The organism is Lysobacter firmicutimachus (genome assembly GCF_037027445.1).
Taxonomy (GTDB): Bacteria; Pseudomonadota; Gammaproteobacteria; order Xanthomonadales; family Xanthomonadaceae; genus Lysobacter; species Lysobacter firmicutimachus.
Genome location: NZ_JBANDL010000002.1, coordinates 4,209,235 through 4,226,710, shown reverse-complemented (window position 1 = coordinate 4,226,710; position 17,476 = coordinate 4,209,235). Strand labels below are relative to the sequence as shown.

The following is a 17,476-nucleotide window of genomic DNA, read 5'->3' as shown; positions in this document are numbered from 1 at the left end:
GCGCCCCATAGGGATTTCCTTTGATCACAAGCCGCGACCGCGTTCTTGCGGTCTCGCGGCGTCTGTCGTTCGAAGGCTTCGAAAGCTTCAAAGCTCAAAGCTCAAAGCAAAGCTTCCGTCCGCAAGCGGCCGGGTCACTTTCTTTGTCCAAGGCGACAAAGAAAGTAACCAAAGAAAACGCCATGGCTGTTTTCGGATCAAAAGCCACTATGGGACGAGGTTTTCGCCGGGCTGCTCCGCACAGGCCATCCCTGGCCTGGCTGCGCACGGGCCGCATCCCTGCGGCCCGCCCTTCGGGGCTTCAGGGCGTTCTCGCGAGTTCGCTGCGACGCCAAGCTCTTCACCGCAACGGCAACGGCAACGGCAGCAACAGCAGCAACAGCAGCTGCAAAGTTCTGGACGGCGACTCGCGCCTTCGTGCTACGGCTGGCGGCGCTCAGTCCACCGCAGCGAACTCTTCGCGGGTCAGGTTGACCGGCGCGGCCTCGGTGCAGACCACGTCGTCTTCGATGCGGATGCCGCCGTACGGGCGCCACTGTTCGATCCGGTTCCAGTCGACGCTGTCGGCGTGTTCGCCCTGCTTGAGGCCCTGCAGCAGCAAGTCGACGAAGTACAAGCCCGGCTCGATCGTCACCGCCATGCCCGGTTCGAGCACGCGGGTCAGGCGCAGATAGGGGTGCCCGGCCGGCTTGTCGATGCGGCCGCCGCGGTCGGAGGCGGCGAAACCGGCCACCTCGTGCACCTGCAGGCCGATGCCGTGGCCGATGCCGTGCGGGAAGAACACGCCGCTGACGCCGGTGGCGACCGCGGCTTCGGGCGAGGTCTTCAAAACGCCGAAGTCCTTGAGGATGCCGGCCAGGGCCAGATGCGCGTCCAGATGCAGTTGCTTGTAGTCGAAGCCGGCGCGGACCTGGTCGCACATGCGCCGTTGCGCGAGGTCGACCGCGTCGATCAGGGCCTGGAACTCGCCGTCGCGGTCGGCGGCGTACGTGCGGGTGATGTCGCAGGCGTAGCCGACGTGGCTGGCGCCGGCGTCGATCAGGAAGCTGCGCGATTGCGCCGGCGCTTCGCGGTCGAGTTCCATGTAGTGCAGCACCGCGCCGTTCTGGTTCAAGGCGACGATGTTGCCGTAGGGCAGTTCGTTGGCGTCCTGGCGCGCGGCGGCGCAGTAGGCCAGGTGGATGTCGAATTCGCTGGCGCCGGCGCGGAACGCGGCTTCGGCGGCGCGGTGCGCGCGCACGCCCTTGCGCGTGGCCTCGCGCATCATCGCCACTTCGTAGGGCGTCTTGAACGCGCGGTGGTACTCCAGGTAATCGATCACCGGCGGCGGATTGTTCGGCGCGAACGCGCCCAGCGCGCTCTGCGGCTCGCCGAGGATCGCGCAGCGGGCGGCGTCGGCGGGCAGATGCGCCAGCGCCTGCTGCGGCTCGCGGATCACGATCACTTCGAAGTGTTCGACCCACCAGCCGCTCGGCGCCTGCGGCACCACGTGCCAGTAGTCGAACGGTTGCAGATAGACCAGCTTGGGCTTGGCGCCCGGCGTGAACACCAGCCAGCTGCCGGGATTGCGCACCAGCGGCACCCAGGCCTTGAACTGCGGATTGACCGCATACGGGTAGTCGCGATCGTCGAAGACCTGATAGTGCAAGGTGCCGCTGGGCACCACCAGGTGATCGAAGCCGCCGCGTTCCAGCGCGGTTTCGGCGCGGCGCTGCAGTTCGGCGACGTGCGAGGCGTACAGGGCGGACGGATCGGCGGAGCGGTCGGAAGCGGTCATTGCGGGCGCGGACTGGCGGGGACGGGGGCTATTTTGCGCCCTCGCGGCCGGCAGTGCCTGAAGCCAGGAGTCGGCGGATAGGCCTCGGCCAAAGCGGCGGCGGCCGGCTTTGCGCGGTTTGTCCGTTGGCCCTGCGCCCCGGTCCCGGCTCGCGACTGCGCCGCTGTCGTCCGCTACGCGTAGTTGCCGCCCGGCGAATCCAGCCAACGCCGCAGATGCTGCATGCCGTTCTCGGGCACGCAGATGAAGCGGAAGCCGGCCCAGGTCTGGCCGGGCATGCTGGCGCGGTCTTGCCACAGCAGGTGCGCGCCGACCTCGATCGGCGGCTGCTGCGCCGAGTCGCGCAGATCGAAGCGCAGCTGGTACAGCGCGTCCTCGGTCAGCGGCGCGCTGGCGATCAGCATCATGCCGGTCTCGGACAGATTGCCGAGGTGGCCGATCACGGTCTCGGTCATGGTGTCCACGACCTGCACGGTGTCGGCGATGCGGCGCCGGCGGGCGCGGCGGAAAGGATCGTTCATGCGCCGTCTCCGGCATCGTGGGGCTTGGCGCCGAACCCGCGCAGCAAGTCCAGGGCCGCGTGCCAGGCGCGCTCGACCAGGCCGCTGCGTTCGGCGGCGACCACCCGCGCCTGATCGCGCGCCATCATCCGCGCCAGACTGTCCAGCGATTGCTCGCCCACGCGCTGGCCGCGCTGGTTCACGAACAGGGCGTTGTCGGTGACGGTGCTGAACCAGGACAGCCGTCGCCGCACCACGTCGCCCTGTTGGTTCTGTACGAATTCGAACCAGGTGCCGAACGGCAGAGTGCGGATCCGCTCCCAGCAGTCTTGCTCGGCTTCGTTGCGCGGCGGCAGCTCGGTCCGCACCGGAGCGGCTTCTTCGCCGAGGCGGCCGCGCGCGCGCAGCTTCATCGCCAGTTCGGTGCGCGAGGCCGCGTCTTCGCCCGGCGCGGCGCCCAGGCTGAGCTGGTGGGCGATCGCGCGGGCGTCGTCGGCGTGGTAGCCGACCAGGCCCAGCGCGTGTTCGATGTCCGCTTCCAGCCCTGCCGGCGCGGCCGGGCCGGTTTCGCCGTTGTTGGCGGCGACGATCTGCCCGGTGATTTCGAGCTGGCGCCGCCAGGCTTCGGAGTCTTCGCCGTGGCGCAGCAGGGTGAGGGTCAGCACATCGGCCCAGGCCTGGTTGAGCAGGCTCTGGACGAAGCGCGGCAGGCGCTGGTCGGCGCTGATCGATTCGACCGTCTCGGCGGCGCGGCGCTTGGCCAGTTCGAGCTTTTCCTTGCCGCGCGCGGCCTCGACGTGGCGGCGTTCGGTCACTTCGGCCTTGCGGTTCAGCGTCTGCAATTGCTCCTGCAGGCGCTGATTGGCGTAGTCGAACGCGGCCTCGCCGTCGCTCAAGTGCGTGGCGACATGGTCGACCGCGCGGTGCAGCGGTTCGAGCAACTGCGGATCGACATCGTCGTTCGGCGTCCAGCGCGCGCCGGCTTCGGCGACGGTGTTGAGCAGCTGCAGCGCCGGGTTGCTCTGCTGGCCGAGCAGCGAATGATCGCGCAGCGCGGCGTGCAGTAGCGGGGCCTGCAAGCGGTTGAGCAGGGCGGCGATGTTCGAGTCGCCGCGCAGGCGGTGTTCGATTTCGTCGTAGAGCAGGTCGAGCAGTTCGAACACGTCGCCGTCGTCGCGCGACAGCGAGGTGCCGGCCTGGGCGCGGCTGAGCACGGCCTGGCGCAACTCGGCGATCTTGCGCAGCCGCTGTTCGCCGCGCGGCAGTTCCTGGTCGGCCCGGGTCAGGGCATCGAGCACTTCGCCGGTGTCCAGCGCGATCGCGGTCGGCGGCTGGCCGGGAATGCGCGGACGCAACCGGTCGACCAAGCCGCGGCGCTCGTCCAGCCAGCGCTGCAGGGTGGCGAACTCGTCGCGGTTGCGCTCGGCCGGCGCGGCGGCGTTGCGTTGGCCGAGCCAAGCGGTGTGGGGGCGCGGTTGTGCGGTGCCCGGGGCGGTCTCCGCCGGCGCCGCGCGCGGTTTGTCGGCGGCGGCGGGGTCGACGGCGCTGCGGTCGCGGGTGGTGCGCAGCGGCACGAACGACAAGCCGGGCAGCACGTTCTCGCGCGCCAGCAGGGCGTTCATCTGCTCGACCAGGTGGGCATAGCCCGGCATGACCTGCTGGTCGAACACCCGGTACAGATCCAGGCGCGAGTCCAGCCCGATCTGCAGCGGCTGGCAGGCGTCGGCGAAGATCCGGCCCAGCCGGTGCGGGCCGACCGGCAGGCGCTCGGCATCGAATGCCGGGCCGCCGGCCAGCACCCCGAAGCGCTGGCCGAGCAGCATCAGGCCGAGGCTGGAGCGCGACTCCTGGCGCACGGCGATGTTGCGCAGGACGGTGTCCTCGTCGATTTCGCTGTCGTCGAGCAGGCGCAGGTCGCCGAAGCTCGGCGTGCCGGCCTTGACCGCGCGCGGGGGCGGCTCGCGCACCCGGGTCAGGGCGGCTTCCAGCAGGACCAGGAAACGCGGGATCAGGTCGGCGCGGCGCAGCCGCACCAGGCGCAGGGTTTCCAGATAGCCGGCTTGCAGACTGGGGAGGCGGGCCTGATCGGCCTGGCGGAACAATTGTTGCTCGAACTCGGCCAGCATCCGCTCCAGCGGCGGCGCGGTCTCGTCGCTGATCAAAGCGTAGAGCTGTTCCAGCGCCCGGCGCACGCGACGCGGCAGGGCGGCCGTGGCCAGGGTGGGCCGCGGCGGCGAAGCGTCCAGAGGGTCGTACGTGGCGGGCATGGGAATTGGTTGCAGACGACCGCGAGATATAACCACGCCTCCCGGGCGCTCGCCAGCCCGAATCCCGTGTGCGGGAGCGGACGGGCGCGACAGCCGATAGGAGGCGGCCATTCGCAGCAACGGCTTGAGGGGGGAGCGGCGGCCACCGCGCGCGCCGCATTGCGCATTCCGGCGCGAACGGTCCGCGCTATCCGGGCGGGGGCGAGTCGGACAGGAACAAGGCGACGACGTCGTTGGTGAAGCGGCGGCCGAGTTCGGTCGGGCGAACCCGCTCGCCGTCACAGTCCAGCCAGCCGGCTTCCACGGCCTGCCGCAATTGCGGCGCGATCGCCGGCCGCGCCAGCCCGGTGCGCGCCTCGAAATCGCTCAAAGCGAAGCCTTCGACCAGGCGCAACAGGTTCAGCATGTACTCGAACGGACGCCGCGCCGGGTCGATCCGGTCGTCGCCGCCGATCGCCGCGGCGCTGCCGGCGGCGGCCAGGTACTGGGTCGGATGCTTGTGCTTCCAACGCCGCAGGATGGTCTGCTCGGCGCCGAGAGTGATCTTGCCGTGGGCGCCGGCGCCGATGCCCAGGTAGTCGCCGTAGCGCCAGTAATTGAGGTTGTGCGCGCAGCGCCGGCCTTCGCGCGCATAGGCGCTGACTTCGTATTGCGCATAACCCCGCTCGGCCAGCAGCGCCTGACAGTGCTCCTGCATGTCCCAGGCGCCGTCCTCGTCGGGAATCCCCTGCGGCGGGCGCGCCGCGAACACGGTGTTGGGTTCCAGGGTCAGCTGGTAATGCGAGATATGCGCCGGCTGCAGGGCGAAGGCGCGCTCCAGGTCGCGCTCGGCCATGGCCAGGGTCTGGCCGGGCAGGGCGTACATCAGGTCCAGGTTGAGATTGTCGAAGCCGGCGTCCTGGGCCAGCTTGACCGCGGCCTCGGCCTCGCCGCTGTCGTGGATCCGGCCCAGCCGGCGCAGGCAGTCGTCGTCGAAGCTCTGGATGCCGAAGCTCAGCCGGTTGACCCCCGCGGCCTTGTACAGCTCGAAGCGGCCGTGTTCGGCGGTGCCGGGGTTGGTCTCCAGGGTGATCTCGCAGCCCGGCGCCAGGCGCAGGCGTGCCCCGGCGCCCTGCAGGAAGCGGTCGATGAATTCCGGCGGGAACAGGCTCGGGGTGCCGCCGCCGAAGAACACGCTGTGCACGGGCCGGCCCCAGACCAGCGGCAGGTCGTGCTCGAGGTCGGCGAGCAGGGCGTCGACATAGGCCTGGAACGGCAGCGCGCCGCGGCCCTCATGGGAATTGAAGTCGCAGTACGGGCATTTGCGCACGCACCAGGGCAGGTGCACGTACAGCGACAGCGGCGGGGTGCTCAGGGCGGGGTTGGCGGAGGTCTGGCTCAACGGCTTGCGGCCGGCCGCTCGGGCCGGCCCGAGAAAAGGACACAGGCCGACAGCTTACCGGTCGGCGGCCGTACCGTAGCGATACGGCGCGAGCAGGGCGCGCAGATTGGCGTCCAGGCCGACCTCGGGGCGGGCGCGCACGACCTGGCGGACGATGGTCGCCAGCGGCTCGGCGCGGCCGTCGCCGGACATGTCGCCGTCGAAGATCGCGACCGTGTTCCAGCGCCGGTGCGGCGAGGGTGCCAGGCGCAGTTCCAGGGTCGAGGTCAGGCGCAGGCGCCCGTCTTTGGCCCGATGCAGGGACATGGACACCACTTCGGCCGGTTCGAAGCAGCGGCTGCGGTGGCCGCTGGTGATGTTGGCGTAGCGGATGGTGCCGACCCCGCCGTCGGCGTCCAGGCTGACCCGCTGGATCGCCGCGAGGGCGACCAGGGCGACCAGGGCGGCCAGCAGCCACAGCGCCAGTTCCAGGTCCGAGCCGAAGCTGTGGCCGCTGCGGCTCAGGCCGTCGTGGTGGATCCAGATCGCGATCGGCATCGCCAGCAGGTACAGCACCGCCACCGCCAGCACGGTGTGGCCGCCGGCGCGGAACAAGCGCCGGTGCGGGGCGGCGGTGCGGGCCAGGCGGTTCACCCGCGCAGCTCCGGCAGGCGCGCGCGCAGGGCGGCCAGGGCGCGCGCGCGGTGGCTGACCCGGTTCTTGAGCTCGTCCTCGATCTCGCCGGCGGACACGCCGTACTCGGTATCGAAGAACACCGGCTGGTAGCCGAAGCCGCGATCGCCCTGGCGGGCGTGCAGGATGCGGCCGTTCCAGACGCCCTCGGCGATGATCGGGCGCGGGTCGCCGGCATGGCGCAGCAGCACGATGACCGCGTAGAAATGCGCGCTGCGCTGTTCGTCGGGCACGCCGTGCAAGGCGCCGAGCAGCTTGTCGATATTGGCCTGGGCGTCGCCGTGGCGGCCGGCGTAGCGGGCCGAGTACAGCCCCGGGGCGCCGCCGAGCGCGTCGACGCAGATGCCCGAATCGTCGGCCAACGCCGGCAGTCCGGTGACGGCGGCCGCATGACGGGCCTTCAGCAGCGCGTTCTCGACGAAGGTGCTGCCGGTTTCCTCGATGTCTTCGACCCCCAGATCCGTTTGCGCCACCAGTTCGATCCCGGTGTCGCCGAGCAGGTCGCGCAGTTCCGCCAGCTTGCCGGCGTTGCTGCTGGCCAGCACTAATCTCATGCCTTCGGTTCCAGCAAATCCCAGCGGTTACCGTACAGATCTTCGAATACGGCGACCGTGCCGTAGGTCTCGGCGCGGGGAGATTCCAGGAAGCGCACGCCGTGCGCGAGCATTGCGGCGTGGTCGCGGGCGAAGTCGTCGGTGTGCAGGAAAAAGCCGACCCGGCCGCCGGTCTGGTCGCCGATCCGGGCGCTTTGCGCGTCGCCGTCGGCGCGCGCCAGCAACAATGCGGTTTCGGCCTGCGCGCTGGGCGCGACCCGCACCCAGCGCTTGCCGCTGCCGAGGTCGACGTCGTCGAGCAGGACGAAACCCAGGCGCTGGGTGTAGTAGGCGATGGCCTGGTCGTAGTCGCCGACCACCAGGGTCAGGCTGCCGAGGGTGCGATGCATGGGCGCGGCTCGTTCGGGGAGGGCCGGCCAGTGTGCGCGCGCCGTTGCCGCGGCGGCAGCCCCGCGCGGCTGCGCACACGGTCCGGCCTTGGCCGGAACCGGTGCGCGGTGTCGGTGTGTTTCGTTGCCGGGCCGGCCTCAGCCGGCCAGCGCTTCGCGTTGCTTGGCGATCAGTTCGGCGATCCCGGCTTCGGCCAGGGCGAGCAGGCCGTCGAGTTCTTCGCGGCGGAACGCGTGGCCTTCGGCCGTGCCCTGCAGCTCGATGAAGCCGCCGCCGTCGTTCATGACCACGTTCATGTCGGTGTCGCAGTCGCTGTCCTCGGCGTAGTCCAGGTCCAGCACCGGCACGCCGCGGTAGACCCCGACCGAGACCGCGGCGACCGCGCCGAAGATCGGGTCGCGGTTGATTTCGCGCCGCGCCTGCAGCCAGCGCACCGCATCGACCAGGGCCACGTAGGCGCCGGTGATCGCGGCGGTGCGGGTGCCGCCGTCGGCCTGCAGCACGTCGCAGTCCAGGGTGATGGTGCGCTCGCCCAGCGCCTTGCGGTCGATGCAGGCGCGCAAGGCGCGGCCGATCAGGCGCTGGATTTCCAGGGTGCGGCCGCCCTGCTTGCCGCGCGCGGCCTCGCGGTCGCTGCGGGTGTGGGTGGCGCGCGGCAGCATGCCGTACTCGGCGGTGACCCAGCCCTCGCCCTTGCCGCGCAGGAAGGCCGGCACTTTGTTGTCCACGCTGGCGGTGCACAGCACCCGGGTCTGGCCGAAGCTGACCAGCACCGAGCCCTCGGCGTGGCGGGTGTACCCGCGCTCGATCCGGACCTCGCGCATCTGCCCGGCGGCGCGGCCGCTGGGACGGGCGACCGGGCCGGCCGGGGGCGGGGCGGGGGCGGCGAGGGGACCGGTCATGGGACGAAGTTACCGTTTTGAGGGCCGGCGAGTTTACCATTCACCCCCCGTAAGGCTCGGAATCAGCGAATGATTCGCAGCATGACCGCCTTCGCCAGCGGCGAACGCGCGACACCCTGGGGCACGCTCGGCTGCGAGTTGCGCTCGGTCAACCACCGCTTCCTCGAACTGGGCGTGCGCCTGGCCGACGAGCTGCGCGTGCTCGAACCGGCGTTGCGCGAGAGGATCGGCGCGCGCCTGAGCCGCGGCAAGCTCGACCTGACCCTGCGCCTGCGCGCGCCGGAAGGAGGCGATGCGCTGCAGCTCAATCCGACCCGGCTGCGCGAACTCAGCGACCTGGCGATCGACCTGTCGGCGCGCTTCCCGGCGCTGCGCACCGAGTTCACCGAATTGCTGCAGTTCCCCGGCGTGCTGCAGGCGCCGGCCGCCGACCCGGCGGCGCTGCAGGCCGAGGCGCTGGCCCTGCTCGACGGCGTGCTGGACGAGTTCGTCGCCTCGCGCGAACGCGAGGGCGCCAAGCTCGCCGCGGTGATCGCCGAGCGCGTCGACGGCATCGCCCGCATCGCCGGCGAAGTGCGCACAATGATGCCCGCCATCCGCGCCGGCCAGCGCACCAAGCTGGAAACCCGCCTGGCCGACCTGGCCCAGCCGGCCGACAACGGCCGCCTGGAGCAGGAACTGGTGTTGTGGCTGCAGAAGCTGGACGTCGACGAAGAGCTCGACCGGCTGGATTCGCACGTCGCCGAGGCCCGCCGCGTGCTCAAGCTGCGCGAAGCGGTCGGCCGCCGCCTGGATTTCCTGCTGCAGGAATTCAACCGCGAGGCCAACACCCTGGGCTCCAAATCGGTCGACGCCCGCAGTTCCGCCGCCGCGGTCGAGCTCAAGGTGCTGATCGATCAGGTGCGCGAGCAGATCCAGAACATCGAGTAGCCGGGAATGGGGATTCGCGATTCGGGATTCGCCAGGAGCGGATTCTCGTCGCCGGTTCCTTTCCCGCCAGCCGCTTTGCCAATCCCGACTCCCGAATCACGAATCCCGGCCCCAATGCGCGGAACCCTCTACATCGTCGCCGCCCCCTCCGGGGCCGGCAAATCCAGCATCGTCAACGCGGTGCTCGCGCGCGACCCGAACATCCGGTTGTCGATCTCCTTCACTTCGCGCCAGCCGCGTCCCGGCGAGCGTCACGCCGAGCACTACCACTTCGTCAGCGCGCAAGAGTTCGAAGCGATGGTCGAGGCCGGCGACTTCTTCGAGCACGCGCGCGTGCACGGCGACTGGAAGGGCTCGGCGCGGCAGTCGGTGGAACCGTTCCTGGCCGCCGGCAAGGACGTGCTGCTGGAAATCGACTGGCAGGGCGCGCGCCAGGTGCGGGCCAAGGTGCCGGACGCGGTCAGCGTGTTCATCCTGCCGCCCTCGCGCCAGGCCCTGGAGTCGCGCATGCGCTCGCGCGGCCAGGACAGCGAGGAAACCATCCGCCACCGCCTGGCCGCCGCGCGCGAAGAGATGTCGCACTACCACGAGTTCGACTACGTCATCGTCAACGAGGTCTTCGATACCGCGGTCGACGAGATGTGCGCGATCTTCCTCGCCAGCCGACTGCGCCGCGAGCTCCAGGTGGCGCGCCATTCGCGCCTGATCACCGCGTTGCTGACGGACGAATAGGTTGGTTGGAGAGGCGGGATTGGGGATTAGGGATTAGGGGGGGGCTGGTGTGGGCCTCCCGGGAGGGGCTGGCCGCGGCGGTGGCCGATACCCCGCCCGAGCCCCGCTCCGGCTTTCCCTCTAAAAGGGGCCGGCTAAGGGGTGGGCTCTTCTCCGGGTCGAGTTTCGACCGGTCGACGGGTCGCGACCGCTCGCTAACTGATTGATTGCTAAGGCCTTGCCGGCGAAAACCTTGCTTCGGCCGGCGCGGGCCTCTAAAATCCCCGGTCCCCAACCGCTTGCAAGACGGCCGCACCGGCCGCAGGAGCCCCATGGCCCGCATCACCGTCGAAGATTGCCTGGAAGTGGTCCCGAACCGCTTCGAACTCGTCATGCTGGCCGCCAAGCGCGCCCGTCAGCTGGCCAACGGCGTCGAACCGCAGCTGGACAACAGCGAAGCCAACGACAAGCCGACCGTGCTGGCGCTGCGCGAAATCGCCGCGCGCCAGGTCAACCCGGACTACATCGATGCGGTCGAGAAGGCCGAGCGCGAGCGCAAAGAGCGCGAAGCCCTGGAATGGGCCGCGGCCGAAGTGGTCGCCGACGACGACCTGTCCAAGGGCGACGACTGATCTCCCGGTCCGCGCATCGCGCGGGCGCCGGCATCGCGAAACGGCTCCGCTGCGGCGGGGCCGTTTTCGTTTGCGGCTCGGACCGGCGGGGTCTGCGGGATCGGTCCTGCGGGCGGCCTGGGCAGGCCGCCGCCATTGGCCTAGCTGAACCGCAGCGCGCGCCGTGCCCGCCGCGTCGACCCGGCCGCTTGCGCCGTTCGCGGCCGGCGCCACCTTTGAAACCGTCGATCGCGTTGCTTCCTGCGCCTGAGCGCGCGTAAATTTCCGTAATGACTCCTGCCGAGCCCGCGCTTACCGTCTATCCCGCCGCTCCCGAAGACACGGAGCTGCCGGACTACGTGCGCGAACTGGAATTGGCCGCGCACTATCTGCCCGAACCGCAGCGGCAGCTGCTGCGCCGCGCCTGGGCGGTCGGCGCGGCCGCGCACGCCGGACAGACGCGCAAATCCGGCGAGCCCTACATCACCCATCCGGTCGCGGTGGCCAAGGTGCTGGCCGACCAGGGCCTGGACGTGGAGACCCTGGTCGCGGCGATCCTGCACGACACCATCGAAGACACGCCGCTGACCCGCGAATGCCTGGCGACCGAATTCGGCCCGACCGTGGCCGAGCTGGTCGACGGCGTCACCAAGCTGGACAAGCTGCAGTTCCGCGACCGCCAGGAAGCGGCCGCGGAAAGCTTCCGCAAGATGCTGCTGGCGATGGCGCGCGACCTGCGCGTGATCCTGATCAAGCTCGCCGACCGCCTGCACAACATGCGCACCCTCGGCGCGCAGAGCGCGGAAGCGCGCGAGCGCATCGCCCGCGAGACCCTGGAGATCTACGCGCCGATCGCCCAGCGCCTGGGCATGAACCTGATCAAGGCCGAGTTGCAGGACCTGGGCTTCCGCGCGCTGCATCCGTGGCGCCATGCGGTGATCGAAAAACGCATCCGCACCCAGCCGGTGGTGCGGCGCGAGTCGCTGGTGCAGATCGAAGCGCATCTGGCCCAGCGGCTGGCGAAGGAGAAGCTTCAACATCGGTTGATCAGCCGGGTGAAGTCGCCGTGGAGCATCTATACCAAGATGCATCACGAACATAAGAGCTTCAATCAGGTGATGGACGTGTTCGGCTTCCGCGTGGTGGTGCGCAGCGTGCCGGACTGCTATCACGCGCTGGGCGTGGTGCATTCGGCGTACAAGCCGCTGGATTCGCGCTTCCGCGATTTCATCGCCATTCCCAAGGCCAACGGCTATCAGTCGCTGCACACGGTGCTGTTCGGCCCTTACGGCTCGCCGGTCGAGGTGCAGATCCGCACCGAGGACATGGACCTGATCGCCGAACGCGGCATCGCCGCGCACTGGTCGTACAAGCACGGCGGCGAAGGCCCGAACAGCGCCCAGTCGCGCGCGCACAGCTGGATCGCCAGCCTGGTCGAGTCGCAGCGCGCGACCGGCTCGTCGCTGGAGTTCCTGGAGAACGTCAAGGTCGATCTGTTCCCGGACGAGGTCTACCTGTTCACGCCCAAGGGCGACATCATGTCGCTGCCGCGCAATTCGACCGCGCTGGATTTCGCCTACGCCGTGCACACCGACGTCGGCAACCGCGCGGTGGCCGCGCGCGTGGACAGCAAGCTGGTGCCGCTGCGCACCAAGCTGGCCAGCGGCCAGCGGGTGGAGATCATCACCGCCAAGTCGTCCACGCCCAAGCCGCAGTGGCTGGAATTCGTGGTGTCGGGCAAGGCCCGCACCTCGATCCGCCAGCAGCTCAAGCAGCTCGAACACGAGGATGCGGTCCAGCTCGGCCACCGCATGCTCGACCGCGCGCTGGAAGCGCTGGAGACCTCGCTCGATCGGATTCCGGCGCTGCGCCTGGAAGGCTATCTGAGCGAATACCGTTACCCGCGCCTGGAGGCGCTGCTGGCCGACATCGCGCTGGGCAACCGCATGCCTAACCAGGTCGCGCTGGCGCTGGCGCGCGAGGCGCCGGGCAAGTCGCGCGGCCGCGCCATCGACCGCGCGCGCCTGCCCGAAGACAAGATCCTGATCACCGGCGCCGAGCGCGGCGTGATCAGCTTCGCCAACTGTTGCCTGCCGTTGCCGGGCGACGAGATCATGGGCTACCACACCGCCGGCAAGGGCATCGTGGTGCACCGCCTGGACTGCCCCAACGTCGCCGACTACCGCAAGTCGCCCGACCGCTGGGTCGCGATCGGCTGGGACCGCCAGGTCTCCGGCGACTTCTCCGCCGCGCTGCGGATCGAAGTCGACAACCGCCCGGGCTCGCTGGCCCAGGTCGCCGCCGCGATCGCCGAGGCCGAATCCAACATCGACCGGGTCGAGTACCTGGAACGCGACGCCAACATCGCGATCATGCGTTTCGCGATCGAAGTCAGCGACCGCCGCCACCTCGCCGACGTCATGCGCCGCGTGCGCCGCTTGACGGTGGTGTTGGGCGTGCAGCGGATGTGAGCGTCGGCGGCTTTGCCGCCGCCGCCGGGATTGGGGATTGGGGATTCGCAAGAGCGGGATTTGTGATTCGGGATTCGGGATTGGCAAAGGCGGCATGTACCGGCGTACGCTCTTGCTCCTGGCTTTAGCCAATCCCGAATCCCCAATCCCCAATCCCGGCCCCAAACCATGTCCCGAGAAATCATCCACACCGACCAAGCCCCGGCCGCGATCGGCCCGTACTCCCAGGCCGTGCGCGTCGGCGACACGGTGTATCTGTCCGGCCAGATTCCGCTCGACCCGGCCAGCGGCCTGGTCATCGAGGGCGATATCGAGGCGCAGGCGCATCGCGCGTTCCAGAACCTCAAGGCGGTGTGCGAAGCCGCCGGCGGCTCGCTGGCCGACGTGGTCCGGCTCGGCCTCTACCTCACCGACCTGGGCGCGTTCGGCAAGGTCAATTCGGTGATGGGCGAGTACTTCAACCCGCCGTATCCGGCGCGCTCGACGGTCGAAGTCTCGGCCCTGCCGCGCGGCGTCGGGTTCGAAGTCGACGCGATCCTGGTCCTGCGCTGAGCCGCAGCGTCGAACACCGCTCGAAACGACGGCCGCCCACGCGGCCGTCGCGCTTTACGCTCCGGCAATCCCGAATCCCGAATCCCGAATCCCGAATCCCCGCTCCGCGAATCCCTAATCCCCAATTCCCAATCCCCGCCCAGACAAAAACCGCTCGCGCAAGGCGCGCGGCGTTTCGCCGGTCAGGCGCTTGAAAGCGCGGCGGAAATCGCGCGGATCCTTGTAGCCGACCGCGGCGCCGACCGCGGCGATGGTCGGCTGGCGTTCGCGTAGCAGGGCATAGGCCCGGTCGATGCGCAGGCGGTCGTGGATCTCGTGGAAGCTGGTGCCCTCGCCGGTGAGCTGGCGGCGCAGGGTGCGCTCGCTGACGTGCAACTGCGCGGCGATACCGGCCAGCTTGGGGTCCTGGGCCAGTTGCGCGCGCAACAGGCGTTCCACCGCGGCGGTGACTTCGCCGGGCAGCGGGCCTTGCGGCATCTGCGCCTCGCACAGCGCCAGCACCTGGCGCGAGGCGATCGGGTTGTGGGTCGGCAACGGCGCGGCCAGCCACTGCGCATCCAGCACCAGCCGGTCTTGCGGCTGGGCGAAGGCGAGCGGGCAATCGAACACGTCGCGATAGCGCGACTCGTAAGGCGGGGCCGGGTAGCTGAACTCGACCCGCAGCGGCCGCAACCGCTCGCCGACCAGGCCGCGCGCCAGCGCCAGGCAACTGCTGAAGAACTCTTCGCAGACGAAACGGTGGATCGCCGGGTAGGTCAGGGTCATCCGGCCGGCCAAGGCCAGGGTGCCGGGCTCGGACGCGCTTTCGACGAAGCGCATCAGGCTGCCGACCACCGGGGTGAAGCGCAGGCCGATCTGCAGTGCGTCGCCGAAGGTCGGCGCGGTGGTCATGGCCAGGCCGAGCAGGCCGAAGTTGCCGATGTGCTGGGCGTGGCCGATGTCCAGGCCGATGCTCGCCGGCAGCACCCGCAGCGCGCGTTCGATCACCACCGCGGTGGGGCGGTCGGGCAGGCGCACGCCCGGGTCGCTGACCTGGGCGCGGCTGAGCCCGGTGCCGGCGAACCAGTCGTCGCTGGGCGCGCCGAGCCGGTCCGCGGTTTCCAGCAGACCCCACAGCAGGTTCGGCGACATCATCGCGACGTCGTCCTGGGTTGGGTCCCGATCGGATGGCTGGCGCATCTCCCCACGCTCCTGGCCGCACGGTTGACCGCGATTGCCCCCCTAGTGTGCCGCATCCGCCCTCACGCGCGCTCACGGCCCCGGCGGAGACTCCTGGCTTAGCCGTGCGGGGGCACGGAGCGATGCGGACCGGCGTCGCATCCGCGCGCCGCAAGCCAAATCCGGAGAGACCCATGAGCCCGCCGATCCGCGCTTTCGCCGTCGCCGTCCTCGCCGCCGCCGTGGCCGCCGCCTGTGGCCCCGAGCAGGCCCAGCACACGCCCACCGCGCAAGTCGCCGCCGGCGACGCCGCGTTCGCGGAGGCCTTCCGCACCCGCCTGCTCGACGCCAAGCCCGGCGACGTGATCGAGGTGCCGCCGGGCCGGCACAGCTTCGACCGCAGCCTGACCCTGCGCGTGGACGGCGTGACCATCCGCGGCGCCGGCCCGGACAAGTCGGTGCTGAGCTTCAAGGGCCAGAAGGCCGGCGCGGAAGGCCTGCTGGTCAACGCCAGCCGCTTCGTGCTGGAGGACCTCGCCATCGAGGACAGCAAGGGCGACGGACTCAAGGTCAACGAGGGCGAGCACATCACCATCCGCAACGTGCGGGTGGAGTGGACCGGCGGCCCCAGCACCAAGAACGGCGCCTACGGCCTGTACCCGGTCAAGACCCGCAACGTGCTGATCGAGAACTCGGTGGCGATCGGCGCCTCCGACGCCGGCATCTACGTCGGCCAGTCGCGCGACGTGATCGTGCGCAACAGCCGCGCCGAGTTCAACGTCGCCGGAATCGAGATCGAGAACACCGTCAACGCCGACGTCTACGGCAACGTCGCCACCAACAACACCGGCGGCATCCTGGTGTTCAACATGCCGGCGCTGTCGCAGCAGGGCGGCGCGATCCGGGTGTTCCAGAACAAGGTCTACCGGAACAACACCGCCAACTTCGGCGCCAAGGGCACGCCGGTGGCCAGCGTGCCGGCCGGCAGCGGCATCGTGATCAACTCCAACGACGACGTCGAGATCTTCGACAACGAGATCAGCGACAACGCCACCACCAACATCATCGTGTCCAGCGTCTATTCCACCGGTTACAAGGACGACAAGGCGTCGAAGGATTTCGATCCTTATCCCGAGCGCATCGCGATCTACGGCAACCGCCTGTCCGGCGGCGGAGACTCGCCCGACGGGTTGGACCTGAAGGCGCTGAAGACCGCGATCTACGGCCTGCGCGGCCGTTTCCCCGACGTGCTGTGGGACGGTTACGCCAACGCCAAGCTCGCCGGCGGCCCGCAGATCTGCATCCGCGACGTGTCCGGGGTGATCGACGCCGACGGCCCCGGCGGCTACAAGAGCCCGAGCCAGGACACCAAGCGTTACGACTGCGCCCTGCCCAAGCTGCCGGCCATCGACCTCAAGCGCGGCTGATCGATGCGAACGAACGCGATGGGCCGCGGTTGGATCGGGTTGTTGCTGTCGCTGTGCCTGGCGGCGTGCGCGCGGGAAGCCGCGCCGCCGCCGGTGCGCTTCTTCGCCGAAGGCCAGCCGGCGGATCTGGCCGAATGGAACCTGCTGCGCGTCGCCGACGGGCGCCTGCGCCTGAACCGGGGCGTGATGCCCTACGACCTCAACACGCCGCTGTTCTCCGACTACGCGCACAAGCTGCGCACGGTGTGGATGCCACAGGGGCAGGCCGCGGCCTACGACGCCGAGCGCGCGTTCGACTTCCCGGTCGGCACCATTCTCAGTAAGACCTTCTACTACCCGCGCGGCGAGGGCGATACGGTGTTGCGCAGCGCCGACGACGGCCCGGACCTGCGCGGCGGAGGGCTGGAGCTGAGCAAGGTGCGGCTGGTCGAAACCCGGTTGCTGGTGCGGCGTCGCGAGGGTTGGATCGCGCTGCCCTATGTCTGGAACGAACAGCAGACTCGGGCGCGGTTGATGCGCGCCGGCGAGTTGGTGCCGTTGCGCCTGACCGGCGCCGACGGACGCAGCGAACCGGCGCAATATCAGGTGCCGGACCAGAACCAGTGCGCCGGTTGCCACGGCACCGACATGAAGAGCAAGGCGCTGCAGCCGATCGGACCGAAGGCGCGCCAACTCAATCGCGATTTCGCCTACGACGACGGCCTGGCCAATCAGATCGCGCGCTGGACCCGCGCCGGCTACCTGCGCGGTGCGCCGGCGCCGCAGGCCGCGCCGCGCGCCGCCAACTGGCGCGACCCGGGAGCGCCGCTGGATGCCAAGGCGCGTGCGTACCTGGACGTCAATTGCGGCCACTGCCACAGCCCGAGCGGGCCCGGCAACACCTCCGGCCTGTGGCTGGACGCGGCCACTCGCGAGCCGCTGCGGCTGGGGCGCTGCAAGCTGCCGATCGCAGCGGGCAAGGGCACCGGCGACCGCCGCTACGGCCTGGTGCCGGGCAAGCCGGACGAATCGATTTTGGTCTATCGCATGCTCAGCGACGATCCGGCGGTGATGATGCCGGAACTCGGTCGCAGCGTGGTGCATGCCGAGGGCGTACAACTGATCCGCGATTGGATCGCCGCGCAGCAGGGGAGCTGCGGCTAGGCGCCCGGCGGTTGGGGAACGCGCCGAATA

General features: G+C 69.9%; 16 protein-coding genes. 7 read left to right on the top strand and 9 right to left on the bottom strand.

What is annotated here, in order from left to right; all coding sequences use genetic code 11:
• Positions 1–436: 436 nt before the first annotated feature.
• The 8 genes from pepQ to rph all read right to left on the bottom strand — a co-directional run bounded on the left by pepQ (position 437) and on the right by rph (position 8,443).
• Complete coding sequence (gene pepQ, locus V2J18_RS18285; protein WP_064746615.1) at positions 437–1,777, bottom strand: Xaa-Pro dipeptidase; 1,341 nt, start codon at positions 1,775–1,777, stop codon at positions 437–439.
• Between the two features lie 173 nt (positions 1,778–1,950).
• Positions 1,951–2,298, bottom strand: a complete 348-nt coding sequence (locus tag V2J18_RS18280) for a PilZ domain-containing protein (protein WP_336132532.1) — start codon at positions 2,296–2,298, stop codon at positions 1,951–1,953.
• Positions 2,295–4,544: a DUF1631 family protein gene (locus tag V2J18_RS18275; RefSeq protein WP_064746613.1), complete on the bottom strand. Its 2,250-nt coding sequence runs from the start codon at positions 4,542–4,544 to the stop codon at positions 2,295–2,297. Before V2J18_RS18275 ends, V2J18_RS18280 begins: the two co-directional genes overlap by 4 nt.
• 187 nt (positions 4,545–4,731) lie before the next feature.
• Positions 4,732–5,925 carry a radical SAM family heme chaperone HemW gene (hemW, locus tag V2J18_RS18270; RefSeq protein WP_064746612.1) on the bottom strand — a complete coding sequence of 398 codons (1,194 nt, stop codon included), beginning with the start codon at positions 5,923–5,925 and terminating at the stop codon, positions 4,732–4,734.
• A gap of 54 nt (positions 5,926–5,979) precedes the next feature.
• Positions 5,980–6,558, bottom strand: a complete 579-nt coding sequence (locus V2J18_RS18265) for a hypothetical protein (protein WP_064746611.1) — start codon at positions 6,556–6,558, stop codon at positions 5,980–5,982.
• Positions 6,555–7,151 carry an RdgB/HAM1 family non-canonical purine NTP pyrophosphatase gene (gene rdgB, locus V2J18_RS18260; protein WP_064746610.1) on the bottom strand — a complete coding sequence of 199 codons (597 nt, stop codon included), beginning with the start codon at positions 7,149–7,151 and terminating at the stop codon, positions 6,555–6,557. Before rdgB ends, V2J18_RS18265 begins: the two co-directional genes overlap by 4 nt.
• Entirely contained in the window at positions 7,148–7,540 is a 393-nt protein-coding gene (locus V2J18_RS18255) for a VOC family protein (RefSeq protein WP_336132531.1), read from the bottom strand. The genes rdgB and V2J18_RS18255 overlap by 4 nt, the downstream gene beginning before the upstream one ends.
• Before the next feature lie 138 nt (positions 7,541–7,678).
• A complete protein-coding gene (rph, locus tag V2J18_RS18250) occupies positions 7,679–8,443 on the bottom strand; it encodes a ribonuclease PH (RefSeq protein WP_336132530.1) in 765 nt (254 codons plus the stop codon).
• Between the two features lie 69 nt (positions 8,444–8,512).
• On the opposite strand from rph, the gene V2J18_RS18245 reads away from it, so the two are divergent.
• The 5 genes from V2J18_RS18245 to V2J18_RS18225 all read left to right on the top strand — a co-directional run bounded on the left by V2J18_RS18245 (position 8,513) and on the right by V2J18_RS18225 (position 13,718).
• On the top strand, positions 8,513–9,373 hold the full coding sequence (locus V2J18_RS18245; protein ID WP_064746607.1) for a YicC/YloC family endoribonuclease: 861 nt from the start codon (positions 8,513–8,515) through the stop codon (positions 9,371–9,373).
• Positions 9,374–9,487: 114 nt separating this feature from the next.
• Positions 9,488–10,105, top strand: coding sequence for a guanylate kinase (gmk, locus tag V2J18_RS18240; RefSeq protein ID WP_336132529.1), 618 nt, complete (start codon positions 9,488–9,490; stop codon positions 10,103–10,105).
• Positions 10,106–10,416: 311 nt separating this feature from the next.
• Positions 10,417–10,716: a DNA-directed RNA polymerase subunit omega gene (rpoZ, locus tag V2J18_RS18235; protein WP_057946389.1), complete on the top strand. Its 300-nt coding sequence runs from the start codon at positions 10,417–10,419 to the stop codon at positions 10,714–10,716.
• 269 nt (positions 10,717–10,985) lie between these two features.
• A complete protein-coding gene (locus V2J18_RS18230; RefSeq protein ID WP_064746605.1) occupies positions 10,986–13,166 on the top strand; it encodes a RelA/SpoT family protein in 2,181 nt (726 codons plus the stop codon).
• Between the two features lie 168 nt (positions 13,167–13,334).
• Positions 13,335–13,718 carry a RidA family protein gene (locus V2J18_RS18225; protein ID WP_064746604.1) on the top strand — a complete coding sequence of 128 codons (384 nt, stop codon included), beginning with the start codon at positions 13,335–13,337 and terminating at the stop codon, positions 13,716–13,718.
• A gap of 114 nt (positions 13,719–13,832) precedes the next feature.
• On the opposite strand, the gene V2J18_RS18220 is transcribed toward V2J18_RS18225, so the two are convergent.
• Complete coding sequence (locus tag V2J18_RS18220; protein WP_336132528.1) at positions 13,833–14,897, bottom strand: AraC family transcriptional regulator; 1,065 nt, start codon at positions 14,895–14,897, stop codon at positions 13,833–13,835.
• A gap of 173 nt (positions 14,898–15,070) precedes the next feature.
• Here V2J18_RS18220 and V2J18_RS18215 point away from each other — a divergent pair, with 173 nt between their 5' ends.
• Both V2J18_RS18215 and V2J18_RS18210 read left to right on the top strand, forming a co-directional pair.
• Positions 15,071–16,303, top strand: a complete 1,233-nt coding sequence (locus tag V2J18_RS18215; RefSeq protein WP_064746602.1) for a parallel beta-helix domain-containing protein — start codon at positions 15,071–15,073, stop codon at positions 16,301–16,303.
• A gap of 3 nt (positions 16,304–16,306) precedes the next feature.
• The gene (locus V2J18_RS18210; RefSeq protein ID WP_336132527.1) at positions 16,307–17,446 is read left to right on the top strand and encodes an SO2930 family diheme c-type cytochrome; all 1,140 of its coding nucleotides are present in this window, start codon (positions 16,307–16,309) and stop codon (positions 17,444–17,446) included.
• Positions 17,447–17,476 lie beyond the last annotated feature (30 nt).